At 51.0% G+C, this 23890-nt stretch carries 22 protein-coding genes; 10 read left to right on the top strand and 12 right to left on the bottom strand.

The features are described 5' to 3' along the window. Positions 1-21 precede the first annotated feature (21 nt). Genes fliI through fliF form a run of 4 tightly spaced genes read right to left on the bottom strand, consistent with a single transcriptional unit; the run spans position 22 to position 4789 of the window. Positions 22-1392: a flagellar protein export ATPase FliI gene (fliI, locus tag ABIB59_RS02055; protein ID WP_041851828.1), complete on the bottom strand. Its 1371-nt coding sequence runs from the start codon at positions 1390-1392 to the stop codon at positions 22-24. Further along, positions 1392-2096: a flagellar assembly protein FliH gene (fliH, locus tag ABIB59_RS02050; protein WP_041851827.1), complete on the bottom strand. Its 705-nt coding sequence runs from the start codon at positions 2094-2096 to the stop codon at positions 1392-1394. Before fliH ends, fliI begins: the two co-directional genes overlap by 1 nt. Then, on the bottom strand, positions 2089-3096 hold the full coding sequence (gene fliG / locus ABIB59_RS02045; protein ID WP_041851826.1) for a flagellar motor switch protein FliG: 1008 nt from the start codon (positions 3094-3096) through the stop codon (positions 2089-2091). The genes fliH and fliG overlap by 8 nt, the downstream gene beginning before the upstream one ends. Continuing rightward, positions 3086-4789: a flagellar basal-body MS-ring/collar protein FliF gene (gene fliF / locus ABIB59_RS02040; protein ID WP_108701033.1), complete on the bottom strand. Its 1704-nt coding sequence runs from the start codon at positions 4787-4789 to the stop codon at positions 3086-3088. Before fliF ends, fliG begins: the two co-directional genes overlap by 11 nt. A 227-nt stretch (positions 4790-5016) precedes the next feature. On the opposite strand from fliF, the gene fliE reads away from it, so the two are divergent. Further along, positions 5017-5337 (top strand): flagellar hook-basal body complex protein FliE, encoded by a 321-nt coding sequence (gene fliE / locus ABIB59_RS02035; protein WP_041851824.1) that lies wholly within the window; start codon positions 5017-5019, stop codon positions 5335-5337. Between the two features lie 83 nt (positions 5338-5420). Here the strand turns inward: fliE and yedF are convergent, their stop codons facing one another. Both yedF and yedE read right to left on the bottom strand, forming a co-directional pair. After that, positions 5421-5651 (bottom strand): sulfurtransferase-like selenium metabolism protein YedF, encoded by a 231-nt coding sequence (gene yedF / locus ABIB59_RS02030; protein ID WP_354033830.1) that lies wholly within the window; start codon positions 5649-5651, stop codon positions 5421-5423. Further along, positions 5648-6853 (bottom strand): selenium metabolism membrane protein YedE/FdhT, encoded by a 1206-nt coding sequence (gene yedE, locus ABIB59_RS02025; protein WP_071196374.1) that lies wholly within the window; start codon positions 6851-6853, stop codon positions 5648-5650. Before yedE ends, yedF begins: the two co-directional genes overlap by 4 nt. A gap of 189 nt (positions 6854-7042) precedes the next feature. Here yedE and yedD point away from each other — a divergent pair, with 189 nt between their 5' ends. Next, on the top strand, positions 7043-7456 hold the full coding sequence (yedD, locus tag ABIB59_RS02020) for a lipoprotein YedD (protein WP_041851821.1): 414 nt from the start codon (positions 7043-7045) through the stop codon (positions 7454-7456). A gap of 39 nt (positions 7457-7495) precedes the next feature. Here yedD and amyA read toward each other — a convergent pair whose 3' ends face one another. The 4 genes from amyA to fliD form a co-directional block, all read right to left on the bottom strand. Continuing rightward, entirely contained in the window at positions 7496-8983 is a 1488-nt protein-coding gene (gene amyA / locus ABIB59_RS02015; protein WP_354033828.1) for an alpha-amylase, read from the bottom strand. Between the two features lie 66 nt (positions 8984-9049). Further along, positions 9050-9412, bottom strand: a complete 363-nt coding sequence (gene fliT / locus ABIB59_RS02010) for a flagella biosynthesis regulatory protein FliT (RefSeq protein WP_041851819.1) — start codon at positions 9410-9412, stop codon at positions 9050-9052. Then, positions 9412-9822, bottom strand: a complete 411-nt coding sequence (gene fliS / locus ABIB59_RS02005) for a flagellar export chaperone FliS (RefSeq protein WP_041851818.1) — start codon at positions 9820-9822, stop codon at positions 9412-9414. Before fliS ends, fliT begins: the two co-directional genes overlap by 1 nt. A 9-nt stretch (positions 9823-9831) precedes the next feature. Further along, entirely contained in the window at positions 9832-11268 is a 1437-nt protein-coding gene (fliD, locus tag ABIB59_RS02000) for a flagellar filament capping protein FliD (RefSeq protein ID WP_354033826.1), read from the bottom strand. A gap of 334 nt (positions 11269-11602) precedes the next feature. Here fliD and ABIB59_RS01995 point away from each other — a divergent pair, with 334 nt between their 5' ends. The 7 genes from ABIB59_RS01995 to ABIB59_RS01965 all read left to right on the top strand — a co-directional run bounded on the left by ABIB59_RS01995 (position 11603) and on the right by ABIB59_RS01965 (position 20854). After that, positions 11603-12475 carry a flagellin N-terminal helical domain-containing protein gene (locus ABIB59_RS01995; RefSeq protein WP_354033824.1) on the top strand — a complete coding sequence of 291 codons (873 nt, stop codon included), beginning with the start codon at positions 11603-11605 and terminating at the stop codon, positions 12473-12475. Between the two features lie 189 nt (positions 12476-12664). Continuing rightward, entirely contained in the window at positions 12665-13357 is a 693-nt protein-coding gene (locus tag ABIB59_RS01990) for a WbqC family protein (protein ID WP_354033822.1), read from the top strand. 7 nt (positions 13358-13364) lie between these two features. Next, positions 13365-14351 (top strand): hypothetical protein, encoded by a 987-nt coding sequence (locus ABIB59_RS01985; RefSeq protein WP_354033820.1) that lies wholly within the window; start codon positions 13365-13367, stop codon positions 14349-14351. A gap of 5 nt (positions 14352-14356) precedes the next feature. Then, entirely contained in the window at positions 14357-15634 is a 1278-nt protein-coding gene (locus tag ABIB59_RS01980; RefSeq protein WP_354033818.1) for an ATP-grasp domain-containing protein, read from the top strand. A 214-nt stretch (positions 15635-15848) separates the two neighbouring features. Continuing rightward, positions 15849-19289: an O-linked N-acetylglucosamine transferase family protein gene (locus ABIB59_RS01975; RefSeq protein WP_107224441.1), complete on the top strand. Its 3441-nt coding sequence runs from the start codon at positions 15849-15851 to the stop codon at positions 19287-19289. 4 nt (positions 19290-19293) lie between these two features. Then, positions 19294-20460, top strand: a complete 1167-nt coding sequence (locus ABIB59_RS01970) for a DegT/DnrJ/EryC1/StrS family aminotransferase (RefSeq protein WP_222556176.1) — start codon at positions 19294-19296, stop codon at positions 20458-20460. A 1-nt stretch (position 20461) separates the two neighbouring features. Beyond that, a complete protein-coding gene (locus ABIB59_RS01965) occupies positions 20462-20854 on the top strand; it encodes an FAD synthase family protein (RefSeq protein WP_041851812.1) in 393 nt (130 codons plus the stop codon). 44 nt (positions 20855-20898) lie between these two features. On the opposite strand, the gene ABIB59_RS01960 is transcribed toward ABIB59_RS01965, so the two are convergent. Further along, positions 20899-22098 carry a sulfatase-like hydrolase/transferase gene (locus ABIB59_RS01960; RefSeq protein WP_041851811.1) on the bottom strand — a complete coding sequence of 400 codons (1200 nt, stop codon included), beginning with the start codon at positions 22096-22098 and terminating at the stop codon, positions 20899-20901. 25 nt (positions 22099-22123) lie between these two features. Further along, entirely contained in the window at positions 22124-22990 is an 867-nt protein-coding gene (locus ABIB59_RS01955; protein ID WP_354033816.1) for a hypothetical protein, read from the bottom strand. 162 nt (positions 22991-23152) lie between these two features. Between ABIB59_RS01955 and ABIB59_RS01950 the strand changes: the two genes are divergently transcribed. Then, complete coding sequence (locus ABIB59_RS01950; protein WP_041852034.1) at positions 23153-23872, top strand: RNA polymerase sigma factor FliA; 720 nt, start codon at positions 23153-23155, stop codon at positions 23870-23872. Positions 23873-23890: the final 18 nt, after the last annotated feature.

Below are 23890 nucleotides of genomic sequence, written 5' to 3'. Positions count from 1 at the left end.
AGTCGTCGCTCTCCCACTGCGTTATGCGTTCGGGAAAATGAGTTCAAGGGCTTGTATTGAATCTTCCCACCCGGCACGTTCGAAAATGCCTTGTTGTAAAAAAGCCTCAAGCTGCGGCCACAATGCGATAGCTTTATCCAGCATCGGGTCGCTGCCTCGCGCATAGGCGCCAACGCTCACCAAATCGCGGTTACGCTGGAAGCTCGACAACAACTGTTTGAAATTTCTTACTCTGGCGTAATGCTTTTCCGTAATCAGGGCCGTCATCGCACGACTGATAGATGCTTCGATGTCGATGGCAGGGTAGTGCCCCGCCTCTGCCAGTCGGCGAGACAGTACGATGTGTCCATCCAGGATGGCGCGCGCGGAGTCGGCAATAGGATCCTGCTGGTCATCCCCTTCGGTCAGGACGGTATAAAATGCGGTAATAGAACCACCGCCGCTAATACCGTTGCCTGCGCGTTCCACCAGTGCCGGTAGTTTGGCAAAGACGGAAGGCGGATAACCTTTGGTGGCTGGCGGCTCGCCGATAGCCAGCGCGATTTCACGCTGGGCCATCGCATAACGCGTCAGGGAATCCATAATCAGCAACACGTGCTGACCGCGATCGCGAAAATCTTCCGCAATGCGGGTGGCGTAGGCAGCACCCTGCATACGTAATAACGGCGAGACATCCGCAGGCGCGGCGATCACAACCGAACGTGCGCGGCCATCGGCGCCGAGGATATTCTCGATAAAATCTTTAACTTCACGACCACGCTCACCGATAAGACCGACCACGATAACGTCAGCCTGGGTATAGCGGGCCATCATGCCTAACAAGACGCTTTTACCCACGCCGGAACCGGCAAACAGCCCCATACGCTGGCCGCGGCCAACCGTTAGCAGGGCGTTGATGGCACGCACGCCGGTATCGAGTACATGCTCGATAGCGGTACGTTGCAGCGGGTTAAACGGTTGGGTGATCAGCGCGCCCGTTTCACCAGTATCCGGTGCGGGCATGCCATCAAGTGGTTTGCCGCCGCCGTCCAGCACACGGCCGAGGAGGGCAGGGCCCAGTGGCAACTGTTTGCTGCTTTGCAAACCATCGCCAAGAATACTTTTCGCATACACGCGTGCGCCAGGCAGGATGCCTTCCACTTCTTCGAGCGGCATCAGGAACAGGCGCTGCCCGTTAAAACCGACAACTTCGCTTTCAACTTCACGGGTTTCGCCGTTTTCCTGACGTTCAATAACGCAGGTCGCACCCAGCGGCAGTTGCAGACCCGTCGCTTCCAGCACCAGACCGGTAGCGCGAGTCAAACGACCATAACGACGCACGGAGGGCAGTTGTGCCATTCGGGCTTCGAAATTGTCGAGCGAAGTCAGCCATCGGGTCAGACGTGCAGTCATCAGACGACTCCCGGTGCCGCAAGACGGCACAGTTCCTGCCAGCGCGTTGCCACGCTGGCGTCGAGATCGCCCTCATCCGCAGAGACTTTACAGCCACCGGGGTGCAGGGTCGGGTCACCGCGCAGCCGCCAGCCGTGCAGGCTGAGCGTTGCGCCAAGCATCTCTTCTACGCGCTGCAAATCATCCGGATGCACGCGCAGTTGCGGTTTACCGCTGAACAGGGGTTCCTGTTGCAGCAGCATCTGAATTTGTTTAATCAATGCGCCATTGTCCACGCAGGCGGCCTGGCCAATCACCTGACGCGCGGCTTCAAGCGCCATCTGCATCAGACGGGAGGCAATAACGCTGTCCAGCGCATCCAGGGTGTACTGAAATTCGCTAACCAGTTGTTGCATACGGGCATGGATAGGTGCCTGCTGCTGGCGTGCCTGGTTCATACCATTTTCGTAGCCCTGAGAGAGGCCTTCCTGGTAGCCTTGCTCGTGGCCTTTTTGTCTGCCTTCCGCCAGACCTGCATTATAGCCTGCTTCATGCGCCTGCATTTGTATCTGCGCCAACTGCTGTTGACGCTTTTGCTCAGCAGATTGCTCGTCTTCAACTTCTACGCGCGGCTCATCGCTTGTGGACAGTGCCGCGATAAACTCAGGTACCGGTAGAGCGAGATCTTCTGGAGTCCAGATCTTCCACGGCAATTCATTAGACATAGGTATCCTCGCCGCTGCCAATTACCATCTCGCCGGTTTCGGCCAGACGACGAACAATAAGCAGGATGGCTTTCTGCTCGTTTTCCACCTGAGACAGACGGACCGGGCCACGGTTGGCAAGGTCGTCGCGCAGGATATCCGCCGCACGCTGAGACATGTTGCGCAGGAACTTGTCGCGCAACGGCGCTTCGGAGCCTTTGAGCGCGATAAGCAGGGATTCGGAATCCACTTCCTGCAGCAGGCGCTGGATACTGCGGTCGTCCACATCCACGAGGTTTTCGAACAGGAACATCTCGTCGATAATTTTTTGTGCCAGCTCGCCGTCGAATTCGCGAACCGCAGTAATAACCGCTTCTTCCTGCTGCGTTTTCATCAGGTTGATGATCTCCGCCGCCGTTCTCACGCCGCCCATTTTGCTGCGTTTGAGGTTCTGGCCGTCGAGCAGGTTGTTGAGTACCTCGGTCAGTTCCGCCAGTGCGGCTGGCTGTACGCCGCCGAACGTGGCGATACGCAGCATCACGTCATGGCGCAGACGCTCATCAAACAGGGCAAGAATATCGGCAGCCTGACCACGTTTGAGGTGGACGAGTATGGTGGCGATAATCTGCGGGTGCTCGTCGCGAATAAGGTCGGCGGCACTCTGCGGTTCCATAAAGTTGAGCGTTTCGATACCGCTGGTGGTATCGCGGGTTTCGAGAATATCCTCCAGCAGGCTGGCAGCACGCTCTTCGCCAAGCGCTTTCACCAGTACCGTACGCAGGTAGTCGTTGGCGTTGATGTTCAGCGCCGCAAATTGCTCTGCTTCGGCTTCAAATTCCTGCAGCACTTCCACCAATTGCTTATTTGAAAACTGACGCATGCTGGCCATCGCAGTACTAAGGTGCTGCACTTCCCGCTGGGACAGATGCTTGAACACTTCCGCTGCGCGGTCTTCTCCAATGGTCATTAGCAGAATGACGCTTTTATCGGTACCGTTAAGGCCGGTTGCATTATTGCTCATTTTCAGTACTCATCCACTGGCGAATGACCAGCGCCACAACGCGCGGATCGTTGTCTGACATTTCACGAATGCGTTGGCTCATCACCTCGGCACTCAGACGCTGGTTATTACGACGCTGCTGGAGTTGCTCGTCTTTGCTCAGACGAACTTCCACGGATTCTTCAATTTCAGCACGGGCACGCTGCGCTTCCTGTACCGCTTTCGCCTCTTCCTGACGGCGAACCAGTTGCGGGCGAACCGCTTTACGCCACAGCAGCCAGGCGACAATAAGCACCAGTAGCCAGCGACCTGCATTCAACATCTGATCGATGAAGCTCTGCTGTTGCCAGAACGGAAGCTGACCACCTACATCGTCGGTTGCGTTGAACGGTGAGTTCACCACGTTCAGGGTATCGCCACGTTTTTCGGTGTAGCCCATGGCTTCGCGGGTCAGGTCTTCAATTTGTTTAAGCTGGTCTGCGCTCAGCGCTTCGGTCTTGCCATCCGCCAGGGTGCGATAGTTCACCACGACGGCAACAGAGAGACGCTCAATATCGCCGACATTCATCTTGGTATGACGAATGGTGCGATCGACTTCGTAGTTTGCCGTTTCGTTACGGGTGGTGTTGCGCGGCACCGCGTTGCTGGTGGCAGAAGAGGCCGCCTGCTGACCATTCTGATTTTGCTGTCCGTTCTGCTGGCCATTTTGTTGGTTTGCAGGCGGTGTGGTGATCGGTGCAGCATTAGCCGGGGCAGGCTGATTAGACAGCGCACCTGGTACGCCGCCCGGATAACTTCCACCAATCTGCTCGCTTTCGTTGGTCTGGCGAGAACGCAGTACCGCCTGAGAGGCGTCGCCGTTTGGCTGGTATTGCTCTTCGGTCTGTTCTTTATTCGCAAAATCAATCTGCGCGGTTACCTGAGCGTGGACGTTACCGTTACCCACGATTGGCGCGAGGATGGACTCAATACGACGCTGTACCCGGCCCTCAACGTCTGCGGCGTATTTCAACTGTGCATCGTTCAGGTCACGACCGGCGGTATTAGACTGGGTTAACAGACGACCGCTCTGATCAACCACGGTCACGTTACCCGGCGGCAGGCCGGCGACGGCGCTGGAAACCAGGTGAACAATCGCCGTGATTTGACCATCGTCCATGGCGCGACCCGGCGCCAGGTTGACTGTGATCGAGGCAGACGGTGATTTTTGTTCACGCACGAACAAAGACGGTTTCGGCATCGCGAGATGGACGCGTGCGGTTTTCACCGGACCCAGTGTTTCAATGGTACGAGCCAGTTCGCCTTCCAGCGCACGCTGGTAGTTAACCTGCTCGCTGAACTGGCTGATGCCGAATTTTTCCTGGTCCAGTAATTCGAAACCGACAGCGCCGCCTTTCGGCAGACCCTGTTGCGCGAGGCGCAGACGCAGTTCATGGACTTTATCTGCCGGAACTTCAATAGCCCCACCGTTCTCAGAGAAACGGTAGGGAATGTTCATTTGGGTTAACTGGGTAACGATGGCCCCGCCGTCCTGATCGGAGAGGTTGCTGTAAAGCGTGCGGTAGTCCGGGCTTTTTGCCCACAGTACCATGGCGACGACGATAGCAACGGCTGCAGCCGCCGCCACCATTAATGGGATCTTGGGGTTCGCGCGTAAGCGGTTGAGCCACTCCAGAGATTTATTCTGTGGTGCAGAAGTTGCAGTCGCACTCATTGCGCACCTCGTAACTCAGGGTGGATGTTGTTATTTGAGTAGTGAAACAAAACAGACTCCCGGATCGGCAAACTCGACATTTGTCCATTAATATGGCTATGCCATTATTTGATGATTCAGAATTTTCTATGCCTCAAATAACCTGGTTTTTTATCGTTATTTACCGCCATTATCTTATTGACGAACTGGTAACCTTATCCGCGTATCAAACCATCCGGGGATAATCCATGGCAATTCAGGGTATAGAAAGCGTTGTCAGCCAACTGCAGGCAACGGCTAGTCTGGCGAAAAATCAAAGCGTTAATAACGCTGACAGCGTTCAGACGGTGAGTTTTGCCGGGCAATTGCATGCCGCGCTGGACCGAATCAGCGATACGCAGACTGCAGCGCGTACACAGGCTGAAAAATTCACCCTTGGTGAACCGGGCGTGGCGTTGAATGACGTAATGACCGACCTACAGAAATCATCCATTTCCCTGCAGATGGGTGTCCAGGTACGTAACAAACTTGTGACGGCCTATCAGGACATCATGAATATGCAGGTTTAGTGTGTTTGATGACTGCCCCGTGCGGGGCAGTCACTTTTTTTATCAAACCTCTTCCGCTGAGCCATTTCCTGGCCGCATTTCCCCTATTTCTGAATCATATAGCGAATCGTTGGCCCATCCTGCTGGATATCCAGCACCGTATAGCCATGGTTTTGCGCATCGACGGGGATGTTATTGATTGACTGCGGGCAGTCACTGACGACCTCCAGAATCTCGCCTTTTTTTAGCTGAGGCAGTGCTTCCAGCGTCGCTACCGCCGGGTAAGGGCAGGGTTCACCGGTCATATCCAGACGGTAATCGGGTACGATATTCATGCGGTCTCCTTAATTGCCGCCCGCGATACGCGGCGGAAAAACTGTTTTTCCCAGCCAATAACAAAGAGCAGGGCGAGAAGCAGCAGCGCGTACGTCACCAGCAGGCCGCCGAGCGGACCAAAAGTTTTCAGCAGGTTCACTTTATCCCAGCTTGTGGCGAGTGCAGGGGAGATGTCATCCCAGAAGTAAGCCAGCAGGGTTGAACCTATAACATTACCCAGACCGACCCACCAGTAATGTACCTGCCCTTCAACAGCACGGTACATCCAGCCAGTTTCACAGCCACCCGCCAGCACAATGCCAAAACCAAACAGCAAGCCACCGAGCACGGCGTTCGGGCCTGCCCACATGATTTTGGCTTCCACACCCAGTTGTATGTAACTGAAAATACCGATCGCGCTGGCCGCCATGCCGAAAATAATGGCTTTCGCCATCAGCGTACGACCCGTTATCCACATATCGCGGAAGGCAGAAGTGAAGCAGATTTGCGCCCGTTCAATGAGCAAACCAAAGCCAACGCCGAACAGCATAGCCAGCCCCAGCTTCGGCTGGTTCATGGCGGTCAGCAGAGCCCAGCCAATCATCCCGGCGAATATCAGCATACCCAGACGGAAGCGACGCCGTGCCTGGTCCACGTTTTGGGTGAGTGGCGATGCCGCTGAGACTTTCTGCATTTTTACCGGAATGCGAAACAGGGGAAGGAGCGTAAAGCGGGCGCCCATCCACGAACCGATGGCCGTGGCGACGGCAAAAAACCAGGCGTGTAGCGAGAACTGTGGAATGCCGGTAAAGAAAGCTGCCAGATTACAGCCCATTGCCAGACGCGCGCCAAACCCGGCGATAATCCCGCCGACGATAGCCTGGGCAATGCGGATACGATGTTGCGGCAGGCGTAGCTTTACGTTGTTTGCCCATAAGGCTGCTGCGAAGCAACCGCCAAACATGCCGATAATCATCATGCCGTCAATTCGGGTCAGCGGCGTGCCATCAAGATGAATGAGTTTGAAGTAACCCCACTCCTCCGTATGCACGCCCGCCAGTTGCAGGAGCTGCCCGCCCCAGCGGGTAAATTCTCCCGTAACGGCCCAGAAGGTCCCGGTAATGCCGAAATAGTAGGTGGAAAGGATCCCGGCTGCGATAACTGCCGGAACGGGCGACCAGAATTTAACCAGGAAGGTCGTTTTAATGTGTTGCCATGACATGGTATTAGCCTCTGAACTCAGAAGGAGCCAACAAAACAGGAACCGGACGGTGCCCGGGACGCGCATATTACCTGTGTTTAATGAATGGAAACCTGTACTCAGTCAAAAATCGGGTCTGGTATGATGAAACCCTGGTGGCCGAGGGCGTTTAGTGCCACACTCATTCTGTCGCGAAAAGCAGGAAAGATGATGAAAAAACAACTGATTATTGGCGCAATGCTGGCATTGAGTGGTTGCGTTCAGGTGGATGATTTTACCTCTGTGGTCAAGCACCCGGCCCCGGAAGGGCTGGCGGGTAACTGGCAGACGGTGGGACCGCAAAGCAGTCTGGTCAGTCCTGAGGCCATTGCCTCGCTGATCATTACGCCAGAAGGGGATACGCTGGATTGCCGCCAGTGGCAACGTGTGATTGCGGTACCGGGCAAGCTGATGCCCAGAGGAGATGACTGGTATAACGTGACGCAACAGCGCGATATCTATCGCCTTGAGCGCGACGGTAGTCAACTGGAGTATGACGGCATGACCTTGCGTCGGGTTGATAAGCCGACCGTCGAGTGCACGCAGGCGTTGGCAAAGAAAACGGTTATTGGCGTTAAACCCTGAACGAAGGCGCTGAGGGAGTCCTTTCGCTCAGCGCACTCATCACAGCACCTCTTCCAGTACCCAGACGCTGACACTCCCGCCATCACAGCAAAATGTGCCTTCACCGTTTTCATCGGTGGTGACACTCTCCTGGCGGTATCCCAGATAATCACGCCACACTTTATTGCCGTAATTCGCACCGAGATTCAGCGTTTTCTCGCCGTCGTCACCGTTTGACATGACGACCACACAGCCGGGATTGTCTTGCGTCCCGCTACGGCTAAAGGCGATACAGTTAGGGTGATCGAACCAGAGCGTCTGCACGCCATGGGCAAAGCGCTGGCGGGCGAGGATGAGCTGGTCCAGCTTTTCGATAACCGGCATATCGACATGATGTTTTTCACCATCGCCGCCGGTATCTTCATAACTTGCGCCGAACAGATCCGGGTAAAACACGGACGGCACGCCGTTTTCCCGTAGCAGGATAAGGGCATAGGCCAGGGGCTTAAACCAGGCTTCTACCGGCGCTTCCAGCGCCTGAAGTGGCTGGGTGTCATGATTGGCGACCAGCGTCACGGCATGAAACGGGTCAGCTTCTACCAGGGTACCGTTAAAAATCTGGCTCATATCGTAGTCGCGCCCCTGCTGTGAGGCCTCATGGAAATTCATCTGCAGCGGTGCGTCAAATAACAGGGTTTTGCCATCGACCTGGTCAATATACTGCTGCAGTTTATCGACGTCGTGTGACCAGTATTCGGCGACGATAAATAACGGCTCAGGCGCCACATCCTGGACATGTTCTATCCATTCTTTGTAGAACCAGGCGGGAATATGTTTTACGGCATCAAGGCGGAAACCGTCACATTGGGTCTGGTCCATCACCCAGCGCGCCCAGTATTTGATCTCTTCGGTCACAGCATGGTTACGAAAATCGATATTCGCCCCCATCAGATAATCGAAGTTACCCATCTCGTCATCCACCTGATCGTTCCAGCCTTCGCCGGTGTAATCATTGATGATTTTAAATACACCGTCTTCTGCCGGATTTTCGATATGGTCGATGCCGCTAAAGCATTTGAAATCCCAGATAAATTTCGAGTATTTGCCCTGGCGAGCAGGGAAGGTGTAGCGCGTCCAGGCTTCGCACTCCAGCACGGTGTCATCGATTTGTGTCCGGTCTTGCTCGTTCACACGATTGACGCGAATGGCCTCTTTTTCATCGGCGCCCATTTTATGGTTCACCACCACATCCAGAAGAACAGCAATGCCGTGGCTGTGCAGCGCGTCGATAGCGGCATGAAGCTGAGCCTTGTCGCCGTATTTTGTGGCCACGGATCCTTTTTGATCAAACTCACCTAAATCAAAGAGATCATAGGTATCATATCCCACAGAATAACCACCGGAAGCGCCTTTATACGCGGGCGGTAACCAGACCATGTTGATGCCAAGATCATTGAAGCTGGCAGCACGGGCCTTAATTTCGGGCCACAGTTTTCCGCCATCGGGGTAATACCAGTGAAAGGTCTGTAATAAAGTGGGGTTTTTCATCTTCCTTGCTCCAGAAGTCGCGTCATTGGACTTCTGGAGTATGGAAGAAAACCATAGGATTGGTGGTTACTGATTTAAATTATTTGGGAACAAGATTTTACCGGACAAATTGCCATAGGCTGAGGTCAGGGACTGTTGCTTACCCGTTTTATCAATCAGGTGGCGCAGCTCTTCCATGCGGTTATGCAACAGCACCTTGAGTTCAGCTTCGTTTGACAGCACCATACCCAGCAGCTCTTTAGCCTGCTGAGTTTGTACTTTATTGCCGGGTGAAATCGGGTTGCGAGCAATACTCTCTACAAGCTGTACGTAGTTGACTTCCTGTTCAATCAATTCATCCCATTTACCTGAATGGGCGAGATTTAGCATGGTGATGCTTAGAGCATGCAACGCATGCCAGTCGGTAAGAGATGGGATGAAGTTAGTCATCAACGCATGTCCTGATGAGTAGAAGCCGATGTGCTAATTTGTTTCCACGCATCGGCGATATTGTTCAGCAGTCCCTCTACCTCGATGATGCCTTCTACGTCGTTATGCAAGTTTGACTGTAACAAACGGCGCACCATATAGTCGTAAAGCGATGCCATATTTTGAGGAAGATCTCCCTCAACATCCATGTCCAGCCCTGCCTTGAGACCATTATCTATAATGCTGATAGCATGTGAAAGCGCCTGGCCTTTAGACACCAAATCCCCTTGTTCGAGGAACAGTCGCGCCCTGACAAGGGCACTGTGTGCCCCGTCAAAAAGCATGACAATAAGTTGATGTGGGCTTGCGCTCATTACTGCGCTTTCCAGCCCAACTTTTTGGTAAGAATTAGCACCACTTTGGCTATACATATCAAATCCTTAACTGCCGGAAGAACTAAACTGCTGCGTTAAGTAAGTTGCGGTACTGTTTAACTTACTGACCAGCGTGTCGAGCGCAGTGAACTGAGACTTGTAACGCGCCATGGTTGCTTCAATCGTTGCTTCCATATCGGTATAACGTTGATCCAGAGTCTTAATGGTCTTGTTAATACCGTCTTGCGCGTTCTGGATAACGCCCGTTTTACCTGTCGCGGTGCTCAGCATCGTCGTCAGGGTATTGTTCATTTTGGTCGCTAAACCGGTCTTAGTACCGTCACCAATAAAATAGGCCTGAACTGCTTCCGGGTTATCCGTTAACGCTTTCGATAACTTCGTTGAGTCCACGGTTAATGTGCCGGTTGAACCATCGGAACCGGTTACCGGGTTTTGGGTAATCCCAAGCTGAGCCAGAATTTTGTAATTCCCGCCCTGGCTTTGTACATCAGTCAGCAGCGAACGCAGTTGAGACTGAATCGAACGTACGTTCGAGTCGCCCAATAGCGCACCGTTACTGGAGGACTGGCTATCAGCACCTGCATCCACAGCAACATATTTCGTCACGCTGGCGATAGTGGATTGCAGCGAGTTATAGGCGGTAACCCAGTTATTAATTGCCGTGGTGTTCGCATCTGTTGCACGGCCAATACTTAACGTTTCATCTGCCGTGCTTTTTGACTTGAGCGTCAGCGTCACACCTGGCAATGCGTCAGTAATGGTGTTGCTTGCACGTTCAATCGCAACATTATTGATGGACACCTTCGCATTCTGTGAGGCTGTCTGCACGGCAAGTGCGCTACTTGTGCTGTCATGACCAATCTTCTGCTGCAGGGTATCATCGCCCGTTACAGTGACCGTCATGTCATAATCGGTACCGGTCGATTTTGAGGTCAGCATCAGGCGGTAGTCGCCGTCCGTTGCCTTCATTACTGTTGCGCTGACGTTGCCGCCCGCTTTGTTGATCGCATTAGCGATACCGGTTAATGACGTATCAGAATCTGCTAATTTTACCGTCAGCGGCGTTTTTGTCCCCGCCTGGGTAATGGTAATGGTACGCGTGTTGTCAGTTGTCGTTCCGCCAAGCTGCGTAGTGTTGCTGGCAATACTGGAGGACATCAGTACTTGCGCTTTCGCAACCTGAGTTACGTTAACAGTATAATTCCCGACGGTTGCATCACTGGTCGTGGCCGCAGAGAATGAGGTGTTCGTACTATTAACGGTTGTTGAGTTCCATGTAGCTGCTTTACCCAACGCCGCTGTCGCGGTTTGAAGGCTGGTTAAGGCACTTTGCAACTTACCATACGCACTTAATTGAGCGGTATATGTGGTCTTCTGGTTGGTAATCGTTGTCAGCTTGGTGTTTTCAGCTGCTTCCAGGTTGTTGTACAACGTGGTTAGATCCAGACCGGAACCTACACCAAGGTTACTAATAGAAGCCATGTCTGTTTTCCTTTGCGTCTTGTGTGTAACTTGACTCTCTATCGGCAACCCGAGAAAAAAGTTTACACATCGTATGAAAAAATAATCGACAGAAAAGCGGGAGCAGTTGGTGGTAAATAAGAGGATTGTAGAAGACAAAAATCGCTATGAACAGGTGGTTTTTTAAGCAAAAAAGATGCTTTAAGAAATTTAAATGTTTTAAAAACAAATAGATAAAAGTTTTTATCGATTATTTCTAAAGTCCTTCGAAGATGCGCCGATACCCTTGTTGACGGTGAGAGACGCCGTAAGTGTTAGGCACCGACCCTAAATCAATTTTTGAAGGAAAGTAATTATGGCAGTTATCAATACTAACCTGTTGTCACTGACTACTCAGAACAACCTGAACAAATCTCAGTCTGCGCTGGGCACTGCTATTGAGCGTCTGTCCTCCGGTCTGCGTATCAACAGCGCTAAAGATGATGCCGCTGGTCAGGCAATCTCCAACCGTTTCACTGCAAACATCAAAGGCCTGACTCAGGCTTCTCGTAACGCGAACGACGGTATTTCTATCGCTCAGACTGCCGAAGGTTCTCTGAACGAAATCAACAACAACTTGCAGCGTATCCGTGAGCTGGCAGTTCAGGCTCAGAACGGTACCAACTCCGGTTCCGACATCGACTCCATCCAGTCTGAAGTTAACCAACGTCTGGACGAGATCAACCGTGTTGCAAGCCAGAGCCAGTTCAACGGTATCAAAATCCTGGCTGGTTCTAACTCTGCAACCACTATCTCTATCCAGGTTGGCTCTAAAGATGGCGAGAAAATCGACATCACCATCTCTGGCAACAGCGGCTGGAACAAATACAACGCAACTGGTACCACCGGTGTTACCACTGGTCTGGCTTCTGGTGAAACTCGTAGCGTTCAGACTAAAGGCTTCGACGTTCTGGCAACCAACGTGCTGTCTTCTATCGACGATGCACTGAAAGCTGTTGATACTCAGCGTTCTTCTCTGGGTGCGATTCAGAACCGTTTCGACTCTACTATCTCCAACCTGAACAACACCGTGACTAACCTGTCCGCAGCACAGTCCCGTATTCAGGATGCCGACTACGCGACCGAAGTGTCCAACATGAGCCGTGCGCAGATTCTGCAACAGGCAGGTACTTCTGTACTGGCTCAGGCGAACCAGGTTCCGCAGTCTGTACTGTCCCTGCTGCGTTAATAATACGCTTCAACGTGACATTGAAAACCAACCCTTCGGGGTTGGTTTTTTTTTGCCCTCACACCGGCTAATTTCATAAACAGAATGTCGATCCTCCGCCTTTTTGCTCTATGGTGAAAACAGCGCAATGTTACGATAATTTTTCTTTCGCGCGCTGGTGGTAATACTGAGGATAAAGGGAGAAGGAAGATGAATGTTGCCATAATGCAGCCCTATTTTTTTCCATGGATAGGGTACTTCCAACTTATCTATCAGTCAGATGTCTTCGTGCTGTACGACGATGCCAACTTTATTAAGCAGGGATATATCAATCGCAACAGCATTCTTGTTGATGGGCAGGCGCAGAGATTTACGTTACCTGTACCCTCAGCTTCATCATTTAAGCGAATTGGTGAACTGACGTTCTCTTTGCAGGTTGAGAAAATCGCGCGGACCCTTGAGCAGAGTTATCGCAAAGCGCCTTTTTTTCCTGACGTCATGCCGCTGGTGGAAAGCGCATTATGGAATGAGGATCGCGATATTACTGCGTGCTGCCACGTCGCGATTAACGGCATATCACGTTACCTTGGACTGGAGCAAAATATAGTCCGATCCTCCAGCCTGACTTATGATCGTAATGAAAATGCTGAGAACAAGGTGATCGGTATTTGCAAAGCGCTGGATGGCGACAGGTATGTAAACAGCACCGGGGGACGGCATCTGTATAATGCAAAAACTTTTGCTGAACACGGTATCAGGCTGCAATTTTTGCAGGCAAAAAATACCGCGTATTCACAAGGCACGCACGATTTCGTGCCTTATCTGTCGATGATTGATGTTTTGATGCACTGTGAGCCTGAGCAGGTGAGGCAGGCGTTAAAGAATTTTAGCTACGTTGACTGAATTCAGAATGGTAAATAAAACATTCGGTGGTTACTTCCCGTTAGAATTACCGCCTGCCGGTGCGCATTATTATCCCCACGCCAGAGCATACCGTTCTGCGCGCAGTGCCCTTTATCATTTTTTAGCCTGCGTGCGGCCGCAACGCCTCTGGTTACCCAGACTGATATGCCAAAGTGTTATTGATGCCGTCGTTGCCGCAAAGGTAGAAATTGTCTGGTACAGACTCACAGATGATTATCTGCCATTGTTATCTTTACCGTTTGAAAAAGCAGATTGCCTTCTGTATGTCGATTATTTGGGGCAGGGCGGGGAGCAGAAAGAAAAACTTTCGCGAATGATCCCCGCGCAGCGGATCATCTTCGATCACTCTCAGGCATTTTATCAGCAGCGCAATCCGGCACTGGCCAATCTCTATTCACCACGCAAATTTTTTGGCGTCGCCGATGGCGGATTTCTGCAGACGCAGATTGATTTACCGTTCCCTGAGACTCAGGATCGGGAATCGCTCCATCATTCTGCACATCTTTTAGTGCAACATGAGCATGGCACCTCTGCCGGTTATGCTGATTTTCAGCAGGCGGAGTCTGCGCTGAACTCCATCACTGCCATGAAAATGTCAGCATTGACAGAACGGATTTTGCGCTCGGTCGATTACGAACGTATCAGGGCGGTCCGCGAGCGGAATTATGCGCTGCTGAGTGAATCACTTGGCTCGCTCAATGCGTTTCGCTTTTCAAAGGTTCCTGTCCCGGGACCTTTTTGTTACCCGTTTTTCTACCCGGCGCACCCATTACATCAGCCGCTCATTGCCCGTGGTGTGTTTGTTGCCACCTACTGGCGTGAAGTCCTTGAACGTGTTGAGCCAGATAGCGTCGAGGCGAACTTTGTCAATTACATGATCCCCTTGCCGTGCGACCAACGCTATAGCGAAGACGACATTCAGCAACTTAGCGAGATTGTCAGGTCTGTGGTTACGGATGAGGCTGAGGAGTAAAAATAATGAAAAAACTCAATGTGCTCGTTTTTCCCTGTGGATCGGAAAACGCAGGAGAGATCGCGCAATCGCTTCGTTATTCGCTCCATATCAACCGGCTGATAGGCGCATCAAGCTGCGAGGATCACGGGCGTTTTCATTTCGCGGATTATATTGGTGATGTTCCCTATATCAATGCGGCGGAATTCGATGCTTATTTCAGAGATATGCTGGTGACCCATGACATTGACGTGATTTTTGCTACCCACGATACGGTATGCGAAAAATTGTCTGAGATGGGCGATTTATCCGGGTGTTATCTCGTTAATGGCGATCGGGAAACCACGCGAATTGCTCGCCGTAAGAGCCTGACATACCAACGTTTTGCTGGCGCAAACTGGGTTCCGCATGTCTACGCTATGGGGGAAACGCCAATAAGCTGGCCGGTTATCGTAAAACCCGACTGTGGACAGGGGGGGAATGGCATTGCACTTGTGGAGAGTGAGGAGCAACTCACGCAAACTCTTGCCCGCAGTGATATGCCCGTGGTGGTTGAATATCTGCCTGGCCGGGAACTGACGGTGGATTGTTTTACCAACCGGCGCGGTGAACTTGTCTGGGCGGGGCCGCGTACACGTGAACGGGTGAGGGCAGGTATCACGATGCGTTCGCAAAGTGTCCCCCTGAATGATGAGATAGCCGCTATCGCCAGCGAAATCAATGCCGGGTTGACCTTACGAGGGCCCTGGTTTTTCCAGCTAAAACAAGACCGTAACCAATGCTGGAAATTACTTGAAGTGTCATGTCGTGTCGCCGGGACCATGGTTGCTCAACGCGCTCGGGGCGTTAACTTGCCGCTTATGGCGTTACATGATTTTATGGGGAGGGATGTGGTTCCGCTGGTGACGCCGCACGTGACGCTCATTGAACGATCGATCCGCACTCGCGCGGCAACGACGTTGTCATACCAACGCGTCTATGTCGATCTGGACGATACGCTAATTATTCGTCAGCAACCTAACCCTGTTGTTCTGGCTTTTTTATATCAAAGCCGCGCCCGTGGTAAATCATTGCATTTAATCACCCGCCACGAGAAAAAACCGCTTGAGACATTAAATCAGGCGGCGATTTCACCGCTGTTATTTGATGAAATCATTCATTTGCAAGACACAGCCAAAAAATCAACACATATAAAAGGGCCCGCTATTTTCATTGATAACTATTTTCCAGAGCGGCTGGATGTTGCACAACTTGATGATGTGCTGGTATTGGATGTCGATGCCGTCGATTTTTATCTGGAGTAATGGAATTATATTTTCAGAAAATATCTTATCCCATTGATTTTATATCATAAATTTTCTTCGTAATCTTAAGTGGCGCAGCGTATTGGTTGCGCCACTTTGCCTCGCTTTTTGATAGATAGAATTACCCCTATTATTGACGTTTACTCTGCCAATGGACACCACAGCGCGCTGGTAGGATGAGGAAAATGGTTTCCAAACTGTAAAGGATAGCGCTGTGTTCTCTTTAGATTTACCGCAAAATTTCAATTTAGCGTCAGTCAGTTCCGCTATACCTAAGTCGAACACTGTTGCTCCTTATCTCAGCGCAACACGTATTCAGGCTAGCGCCTGGTTATATGGTATTGACGGCGCTGCGCCAGACCGCGCACGTATCCTTGATATTGGTTGTGGCGATGCTTCGCATCTTATGCCCTTTGCTCTCGCCTATCCGCAGGCCGAAATTATCGGTATCGACCTGTCACCGGAGAAAATTGATGCCGGGCAGTTGCAGTTCAAATTAGCGGGCATTAAGAACACACAACTGTTTTGCGCTGACCTTGAAAATTTGCTGGCAGGTCTTGGCGTTCAGTTTGATTACATCATTATCCACAATATTTTCTCGCTGCTGGATAGCCAGACACGTGAAGCGCTGTTCGCTTTTTGCCAACAGCACCTTACGGCTCAGGGTGTGGTAGCGACCGAGTGGCTTACCCAGCCTGGTGCGGGTGTCAGCCAGATTATTCAGGACGCAATTGCCCTGCATACGCGCGACGCCAACAGTGACGAACTGCGTTTAAGCAGCGCCCGCGCTGCATTAACCTGGCTTTCGTTGGGGATGAGTCAACACCCGGCTCGTGAAGCGCTGCAAGAGTTAATCCGTGAAGCCGAAGCGATGGATGATGACACCTTCGCTTTGCGCTATTTACACGGCATGAACAATGCCAGCTACTTTGTTGATTTCCATGACAGCGTTACACGTTCCGGGCTGTGCTATGTTGGCGATCTCTTTCCCTGGAAGGAGTGTCCGGCGCATTACGGCGACAAAGTGGCGGAGCTTTCAGAGGCTGTTTGTCCTCACCAGGATAAATTGCTGGTTCAGCAATATCTCGATTTCTCTGTGAACCGCCGTTCGCGCTTTAGCTTGCTCACAGCCGCTGAGCCATCACAGGTTATTTCCGCCCAGCCCGATCTTGCCCGTTTGCAGGATTTCCACTGGGCGGCGAGTTTCCGTCGCGAAATCGATGGCAACGGCAAGATTTATAATCGCCTGCGTTCTGAATCCGGCGCCTTTATTGCGACCGATGATGTAGTCACGTTGTCCGTGCTCGATGCATTGGGGGAAGCCTGGCCGCTTAGCATGAGCTTTGAGCAACTGGCCTTCCATACACGTTCCCCGGAAGCCGATAAAGCAGAGCATGAAGAGAAGCTCCTGTTATCTTTAGGCGCATTGTTCATGCAGGGCGCAGCAGGGTTATATTTCCAGCGCGTCCCTTCTGTTTACAATCAACAAAAAACGCCGCGTTTGACCACCATCTTTGGTCAGGCTTTCCAGCAATTAAAATCGGGCTTTAACTTCTGGAACGAAGCCATCGAGCTGACCGCGCAGGAAGTGTCGGTGCTGGAAAAAGATAATCTGACCTTCGCTGACGTTAAGCTGGTAGACGGTTTGCGCCGCAAAGGGGTTTTGACGGGTAGTGTTGCCAGTTGGATTGCGCATTACCAGTCGTTAATCAAAGTTGCTACGCTGCCAGAAATGGCGGGTACGATCCTGCCTCTCATTCTTTTCTCCAGCGCGCCGCAAAATGGGGGCTTCGAAGGGGCAAGTCTGCGTGCGGATATTATCCCGCTTGATAAAAAGAACATGCAGCCAGTCGACCATAAAACTGTCGATCGCCTCGATTCGCTTATTCTCAACAGTGAGTTTGATAAAGCGAGAGAACTGGCGCTGGACGTGGTCAGTAAGATGGAGGCGAATCCGAATGCATGGCTGGAACTTTCACGCGTATACAGCCGCACTTCTGAATACGGAAAAGCGATTGGCGCCATTAACCGTACGCTGAGCATTACTACTGTTAGCTGGGACATCTATTTCGAGCTGGCAGTTGCGCTGTGGCATTTGCAGCAAGACTGGCTGACCGGTCGCGTGGTGCGCGCCATCCTGCGCGCAGACCCGCGTAATGCACTTGCCTGGGATGCGCTGGGGCGCCTGTATTCTGATTATGAAGCCGTGGCCAGTGCTGAATATTGCTATAAAAAAGCGTTATCCATTACGCCAAATAACGCGGGCATGGTCTCTAACCTCGCCGTGTTAGTGGCAGAAAACCTGCGGGTAGAAGAGTCTATCAGCTTACTTCGCCAGGCCATTAAACTTATGCCTTCCGACCAGGGCAATCACAGCCGTTTGAATTTTGCACTGTCCCATAGCGCGAATATAGAGCCAGCCGCGCTGTTCGAGGAACACCGCGTATATGGTCGTCTGACAGAGAAATGGGCTAAAGAACAGAAAACTCACTTTAAGTGGACAGGCAGTAAAGATCCGAAACGTCCACTGCGGATTGGGTTCGTGTCCGGCGATCTTTGCCATCACCCGGTCACCTGGTTCCTTAAACCCTATTGGGCGAATTTCAACCGTGAACAGTATGAATTGTACGTCTACAACACCTCGCCAATTTATGACGATGTGAGTGAGTATTTCGAGAAAACGTCAACGAAATGGCGCAATGTCTTCACGAAGAGTGCGCTGGAGCTTGCCCGCATCGTTCATGAAGATGCCGTGGATATTCTTATCGACCTCTCCGGCCATACAGGCTACAACCGCCTTGCGACCTTTGCGCTGAAACCGGCACCGGTGGCGCTTGGCTGGATTGGGTATCCCTGCACGTCCGGCCTCAACGCCATGGATTATCATATTTGCGGTACGGGGATGGCGAAGCCCGGAGAGCTTGACGATCAGTTCACTGAAAAACTGATCTTTATGCCAATGCCGGTTCAGTATGAGCCGCCGAAAAACGTGCCGGATGTGAATCCATTGCCAGCCCTTTCCAATGGCGTATTTACCTTCGGTAGCCTTAACCGCCCGAAAAAAATCAGCGACGGTGTGGTAAACACATGGGCCAAAATACTGACGGCTGCGCCGAATGCCAGAATGTTAATTGGTTACATGCCCTCAGAAGAGGTTTCCGCACGTCTGCGTGAGAAATTTGAGGCGCTGGGTGTCAAACCCGAACAGCTTATTTTCCGTGCTAAAACGCATTTTGCAGAATATATGCGCATGCACCTTGAGATCGACCTTATGCTTGATACTTTCCCGTACGACGGCGGCACGACCAGTAATAACGCCGTCTGGATGGGGGTACCGATGCTCACCCTGAGCGGAAGAACCATGGCCGGTCGTCAGGGTAATGAGATCATAAAAGCCTATCAGCTCGAACAATTCCTTGTTAAAGACGAGGAAGCCTATATTGAGCATGCTCTTGCATGGATAGACAAAAAAGAAGAGTTGAATGCCATCCGTCTAAACATGCGTGAACGTTTTGTGCAGCGGAAAAACGAGGTTGTCGATCCTTCGCGAACCTTTGAAAAATTGCTCCGTACCATCTGGCAGAATTACTGCGATGGTAAGAAGCCGCAAAGTTTTGTCCTCGATATCAGTGATATCGAGGCGAGCCAGGAGTAAATCCATGCGCGAAAACATTTATGTAACCAGCCCGTTACTGCCGCCACTTGAGGAGTTTATTCCTTATCTCGAGCAGATCTGGCAGAGCAAACACCTGACTAACTCAGGTCCGTTTCATCAGCAATTTGAAGCGGCACTGGCTGAATATTTGGGCGTTGAGTACCTGTCGCTGTTTTCAAACGGTACGCTGGCACTGTTAACGGCCCTGCAGGCTTTGAGAGTAAAAGGGGAGGTGATTACCACCCCCTATTCCTTCGTGGCAACGGCGCATACCATCCTCTGGAACTCGTTGAAACCGGTGTTCGTGGATATCGATCCAAAAACCTGCAATATGGATCCGCGCAAAATTGAAGCGGCGATAACCCCGGAAACGACGGCCATTCTGCCAGTCCACTGTTACGGTATTCCGTGTAATGTGGATGAGATTCAGCGCATCGCGGATATGTATGACCTGCGTGTTATCTATGATGCTGCCCATGCCTTTGGCGTAAAAGAAAATGGCAGGAGCATTCTGACGCATGGGGATCTATCCATCCTTAGTTTCCACGCGACGAAAGTTTTTAATACTGTCGAGGGTGGCGCCATTATTTGTCAGGATGCGAAGATGAAAAAGCGCATCGACGATCTGAAAAACTTTGGCTTCGCAAATGAGACTACGGTTGTGGCGACGGGGATAAACGGCAAAATGAACGAAGTTCAGGCCGCTTTTGGTATGCTCCAGTTGCAACATATCGATCAGGCTTTACTTAACCGTGAAGTCATTTATAAGCGCTACGTCGAAAAACTCGCGGGTATTAAAGGGTTGCGGATCCTCGATAAACCGCAAAATATCGAGTGGAATTATGCTTATACACCGATCTTTATTGATCAAGATTTTGCATGCTCCCGCGATGAACTCTATGAAAGCCTCAAGCCGCATAATATTTTTACCCGACGTTACTTCTACCCGCTGATTTCTGAATTCCCGATGTACCGTGGATTACCCAGTGCGCAGCCGGGCCTGATGCCTGTGGCTGAAAAAGTATCTGCTTCGGTACTTTGTTTGCCGATCTATCCAACGCTGACGCTTGATGAAGTCGATATGATTACCGATCTTATTCGCGAGAAAAGTTTGGGACACTCGATCTCTCCTGACCACTGTGACCTTAAATTAGTATTGCCGGGGATATGATATGAAAAGAGTGATCACCTTCGGTACTTTTGACGTTTTTCATATTGGACATGTGAATATCCTTGAGCGAGCAGCTCAGCTTGGCGATTATCTTATTGTGGGTGTTTCCTCTGACGCGCTGAGCTTTAAAAAGAAGCAGCGCTACCCGCTATATAGCCAGGATGACCGCGTTAAAATTATCAGTTCAATGCGCTGCGTGGATGAAGTGTTCATTGAAGAATCGCTGGAAGATAAAGCCCGATATATCGAGATGAAAAACGCTGATTTGCTGGTAATGGGCGATGACTGGGAAGGGCGTTTTGACTGGGTTAAGCCTTGGTGTGAGGTTGTTTACCTGCCGCGAACCCCGTCGATCTCGACGACCGAAATTATCGAGATTGCCCGTCTGCGCTAAAAGTAAAAAACCCATCTTTACGATGGGTTTTTTTATCTCTGTGCTTAACCGACCAGACTGTTTTTGTCAGCAATCCACTGTTGTAATAGTGATGACATCTCTTCAAACGCCTCCACAATTACCGTTTCACAACCTGGGTATAAGAAGTACTGAACATGCGGATGCGCGCCTGCGGCTCTGCCTGCTCCAAGGCGTTCATAATCGATAGAAGCCTTACCATTTTCGGTTTTCAGGTAATCCAGTAAATTGAACTGGTTCGCACTATCCGCTTGCCATGCATACATCTTGTACTCGCCATTCACATACAGCAGATGGAAAAGTTCAGAGGTGATGGAGTAGCCTTTACGAAGCGGGGTATGGCGCGTTTCACCGGTCTGCGCGGCAAACAGGTTACGGCTGTAACTGTATTTCCTGTCTCCCGAAAGCGCTGAGAAACTGGCAGGGTTATCTTCACCCGTCACCGGAATGTTCAACATATCAAAGACCGTTTTTTTCAAATCAATCATGCTAACCAGGTGATTGATATCACGTGCTTTATAGTTGCTGTCATAGATAAATGCCGGTGTATGAACCAGGGAGGTATAAGGTTCTATAGCGTGGGCAAACCCCCCGTTAAGGCCATGGTTCCAGAAATCGTCGCCATGATCGCCGAAGATAACCAGCGTGGTGTTTTCCATCTGTTTATGGTTCATCAGCAGACGCAGGATATCGCCAACCGTATTGTCCATACTTTCATAACCGCGTTGCCAGCGGATGAAACTATTTTCACTGGCGCCTTTATAACCGTCCTGATAGCACAGGTGGCTACACAGATTCCAGATATAGAGCGCGAAGGGCTGCGAATGGTCAGAAATAATTGACTCGGCGTTATGCAACATCTCGCTGGATGTGTCGAACCATTTGAAGCGATCGCGTTCGCTCCAGATCATATCGAAACTCACCACGTTTTGTGGGAAACCCAGACCGGCAGTACGATAGCCGGCGTTATGCAGATCATCAAACATGGACGGCGACTTACGGTGCGGTACCAGTCCGATCTCAAAATTCACATTATGCTCAAGGATGTCGTCATCACCATGCAGTAAGTCGCTGACGGCCATAAACGACGAGGTTGCGGATGAGATAAAGTTATTAAAGCGTAATGTATGTGGCGTCAGGCTGTTCAGGCATGGAAACCACTGGCGACGGCTATATATCGCCTGGTTAAGGCTTTCGAGGTGAATGAAAACGACATTTTTTTTCATGATTATTCCTTGAGAATAAGGTCTGTCATAATGACATCAAGGTATAAATACCCGTTGTTGAAAGCCTTCCGGATCGTTCATAAATGCCACGCTTTTGGATGACGTTTGTATGGTCGATGCACCGCAATATCTTATCATTGCGGTTTAAATGGTTGGCTCTGCCAAAAAAATCTCTGCGCTGCCGTTTTACGCGCTGACCTTTAACGGTCGGAATGTGCATAACGGTAACAGGCATTTTGTGAGGTTCGTAGATAAAAGGCGGATAAAGCGATAATCCGCCGTGAATACCTTTTTGAAAAGGGTGCTGACAAAAAATATCACCATATTTTTCATGAGCAAAACCACCAACCCGATATTCATAACCGCAGCGGTTGGTTCGAACAGGCAAACCCTTCCTGGCGCTTAATTGTATTTCTGGCGTCTGCTTGTCATTAATTGTCAGCGCACGACACTTATACTTTTTACCGTTTGGCTTAATAAATAGCTGACAATATTCAGTCACTTCCACTGCGGTATCATTAGCGGATGAGAAAATGTTATCCGGGGTATTAACCCGGTAGCGGAATTTATAATACAAATGCGAGTCGGGGTAGCTATCCAGAACTGCTTTTTTTGCTGTTTTTTCAGCCAGATACCACGCGCCGGTGACTTGATTTACGCTATGCGCAGGAAAGAAAAATGGGATGTCGTATAATAGATTTAACGCCCGGTAGGCCTGTCGGCAGCGCACTTCCCCGGCGTCTGGCAATATAGGCCCCCCATTATTATCATGGGTATGGTTGTCACAATGGGAGCCTGCGAGAAATAGCTTTACCGCTTTTTGATAACGGAGCGATAGCAAAATCTCACGATCGATTTCTGTTCCAGCAGGTGAAATTAAAACATTGATCATGCGGCGCCCGGGCGGATGGGAGTGTACATTTACAGTATGAGATGAACTCTGATACACAACCCTGCAAATAACCCCCCATTTCACCCACTATTCATCCGATTAAAAGTGCTACAGAATCGGATAATCATGCCGATAACTCAAACTAACGCAGGGCTGTTTATCGTGAATTCACTCTATACCGCTGAAGGTGTAATGGATAAACACTCGCTGTGGCAGCGTTATGTACCTCTGGTGCGTCACGAAGCATTGCGCCTGCAGGTGCGTTTGCCGGCGAGTGTGGAACTGGACGATCTGCTACAGGCGGGCGGGATCGGGTTACTGAATGCAGTGGACCGATACGACGCTCTGCAAGGAACGGCATTTACCACTTACGCAGTGCAGCGCATTCGTGGGGCTATGCTGGATGAATTGCGCAGCCGTGATTGGGTACCGCGCAGTGTCCGGCGTAACGCTCGCGAAGTAGCACAGGCTATGGGGCAACTTGAGCAAGAGCTGGGACGTAATGCGACCGAAACAGAAGTTGCACAACGCCTCGGTGTTCCGGTTGAAGAATACCGTCAGATGTTGCTTGATACCAATAATAGCCAGCTTTTCTCCTATGACGAATGGCGAGAAGAGCATGGTGACAGTATCGAAGTGGTGACTGACGATCATCAACAGGAAAACCCGTTATTCCAGTTAATGGAAAGTAATTTGCGTCACCGTGTAATGGAAGCCATTGAATCCTTACCGGAGCGCGAACAACTGGTTCTGACGCTTTATTATCAGGAAGAGCTTAATCTCAAAGAGATTGGCGCTGTTCTTGACGTCGGAGAGTCTCGGGTTAGCCAATTGCATAGTCAGGCTATTAAGCGCTTACGTACAAAGCTGGGTAAGTTATAGGTTGGTGAGACTGTCTGT

The organism is Citrobacter sp. UYEF32 (assembly GCF_040546205.1).
GTDB classification, from domain to species: Bacteria; Pseudomonadota; Gammaproteobacteria; order Enterobacterales; family Enterobacteriaceae; genus Phytobacter; species Phytobacter diazotrophicus.
The sequence above is the reverse complement of the archived record's forward strand: the minus strand, read 5'-3'. Positions and strand labels throughout refer to the sequence as shown.

Coding starts and splice junctions, on each gene's coding strand:
- fliH (WP_041851827.1), bottom strand. CDS start 2,096: ATGTCTAATGAATTGCCGTGGAAGATCTGGACTCCAGAAGATCTCGCT.
- ABIB59_RS01955 (WP_354033816.1), bottom strand. CDS start 22,990: ATGATCAATGTTTTAATTTCACCTGCTGGAACAGAAATCGATCGTGAG.
- yedD (WP_041851821.1), top strand. CDS start 7,043: ATGAAAAAACAACTGATTATTGGCGCAATGCTGGCATTGAGTGGTTGC.
- ABIB59_RS01965 (WP_041851812.1), top strand. CDS start 20,462: ATGAAAAGAGTGATCACCTTCGGTACTTTTGACGTTTTTCATATTGGA.
- ABIB59_RS01960 (WP_041851811.1), bottom strand. CDS start 22,098: ATGAAAAAAAATGTCGTTTTCATTCACCTCGAAAGCCTTAACCAGGCG.
- ABIB59_RS01985 (WP_354033820.1), top strand. CDS start 13,365: ATGGTAAATAAAACATTCGGTGGTTACTTCCCGTTAGAATTACCGCCT.
- yedE (WP_071196374.1), bottom strand. CDS start 6,853: ATGTCATGGCAACACATTAAAACGACCTTCCTGGTTAAATTCTGGTCG.
- ABIB59_RS01970 (WP_222556176.1), top strand. CDS start 19,294: ATGCGCGAAAACATTTATGTAACCAGCCCGTTACTGCCGCCACTTGAG.
- ABIB59_RS01995 (WP_354033824.1), top strand. CDS start 11,603: ATGGCAGTTATCAATACTAACCTGTTGTCACTGACTACTCAGAACAAC.
- fliE (WP_041851824.1), top strand. CDS start 5,017: ATGGCAATTCAGGGTATAGAAAGCGTTGTCAGCCAACTGCAGGCAACG.
- fliI (WP_041851828.1), bottom strand. CDS start 1,392: ATGACTGCACGTCTGACCCGATGGCTGACTTCGCTCGACAATTTCGAA.
- fliG (WP_041851826.1), bottom strand. CDS start 3,096: ATGAGCAATAATGCAACCGGCCTTAACGGTACCGATAAAAGCGTCATT.
- fliD (WP_354033826.1), bottom strand. CDS start 11,268: ATGGCTTCTATTAGTAACCTTGGTGTAGGTTCCGGTCTGGATCTAACC.
- fliF (WP_108701033.1), bottom strand. CDS start 4,789: ATGAGTGCGACTGCAACTTCTGCACCACAGAATAAATCTCTGGAGTGG.
- fliT (WP_041851819.1), bottom strand. CDS start 9,412: ATGACTAACTTCATCCCATCTCTTACCGACTGGCATGCGTTGCATGCT.
- amyA (WP_354033828.1), bottom strand. CDS start 8,983: ATGAAAAACCCCACTTTATTACAGACCTTTCACTGGTATTACCCCGAT.
- ABIB59_RS01990 (WP_354033822.1), top strand. CDS start 12,665: ATGAATGTTGCCATAATGCAGCCCTATTTTTTTCCATGGATAGGGTAC.
- ABIB59_RS01980 (WP_354033818.1), top strand. CDS start 14,357: ATGAAAAAACTCAATGTGCTCGTTTTTCCCTGTGGATCGGAAAACGCA.
- fliS (WP_041851818.1), bottom strand. CDS start 9,822: ATGTATAGCCAAAGTGGTGCTAATTCTTACCAAAAAGTTGGGCTGGAA.
- yedF (WP_354033830.1), bottom strand. CDS start 5,651: ATGAATATCGTACCCGATTACCGTCTGGATATGACCGGTGAACCCTGC.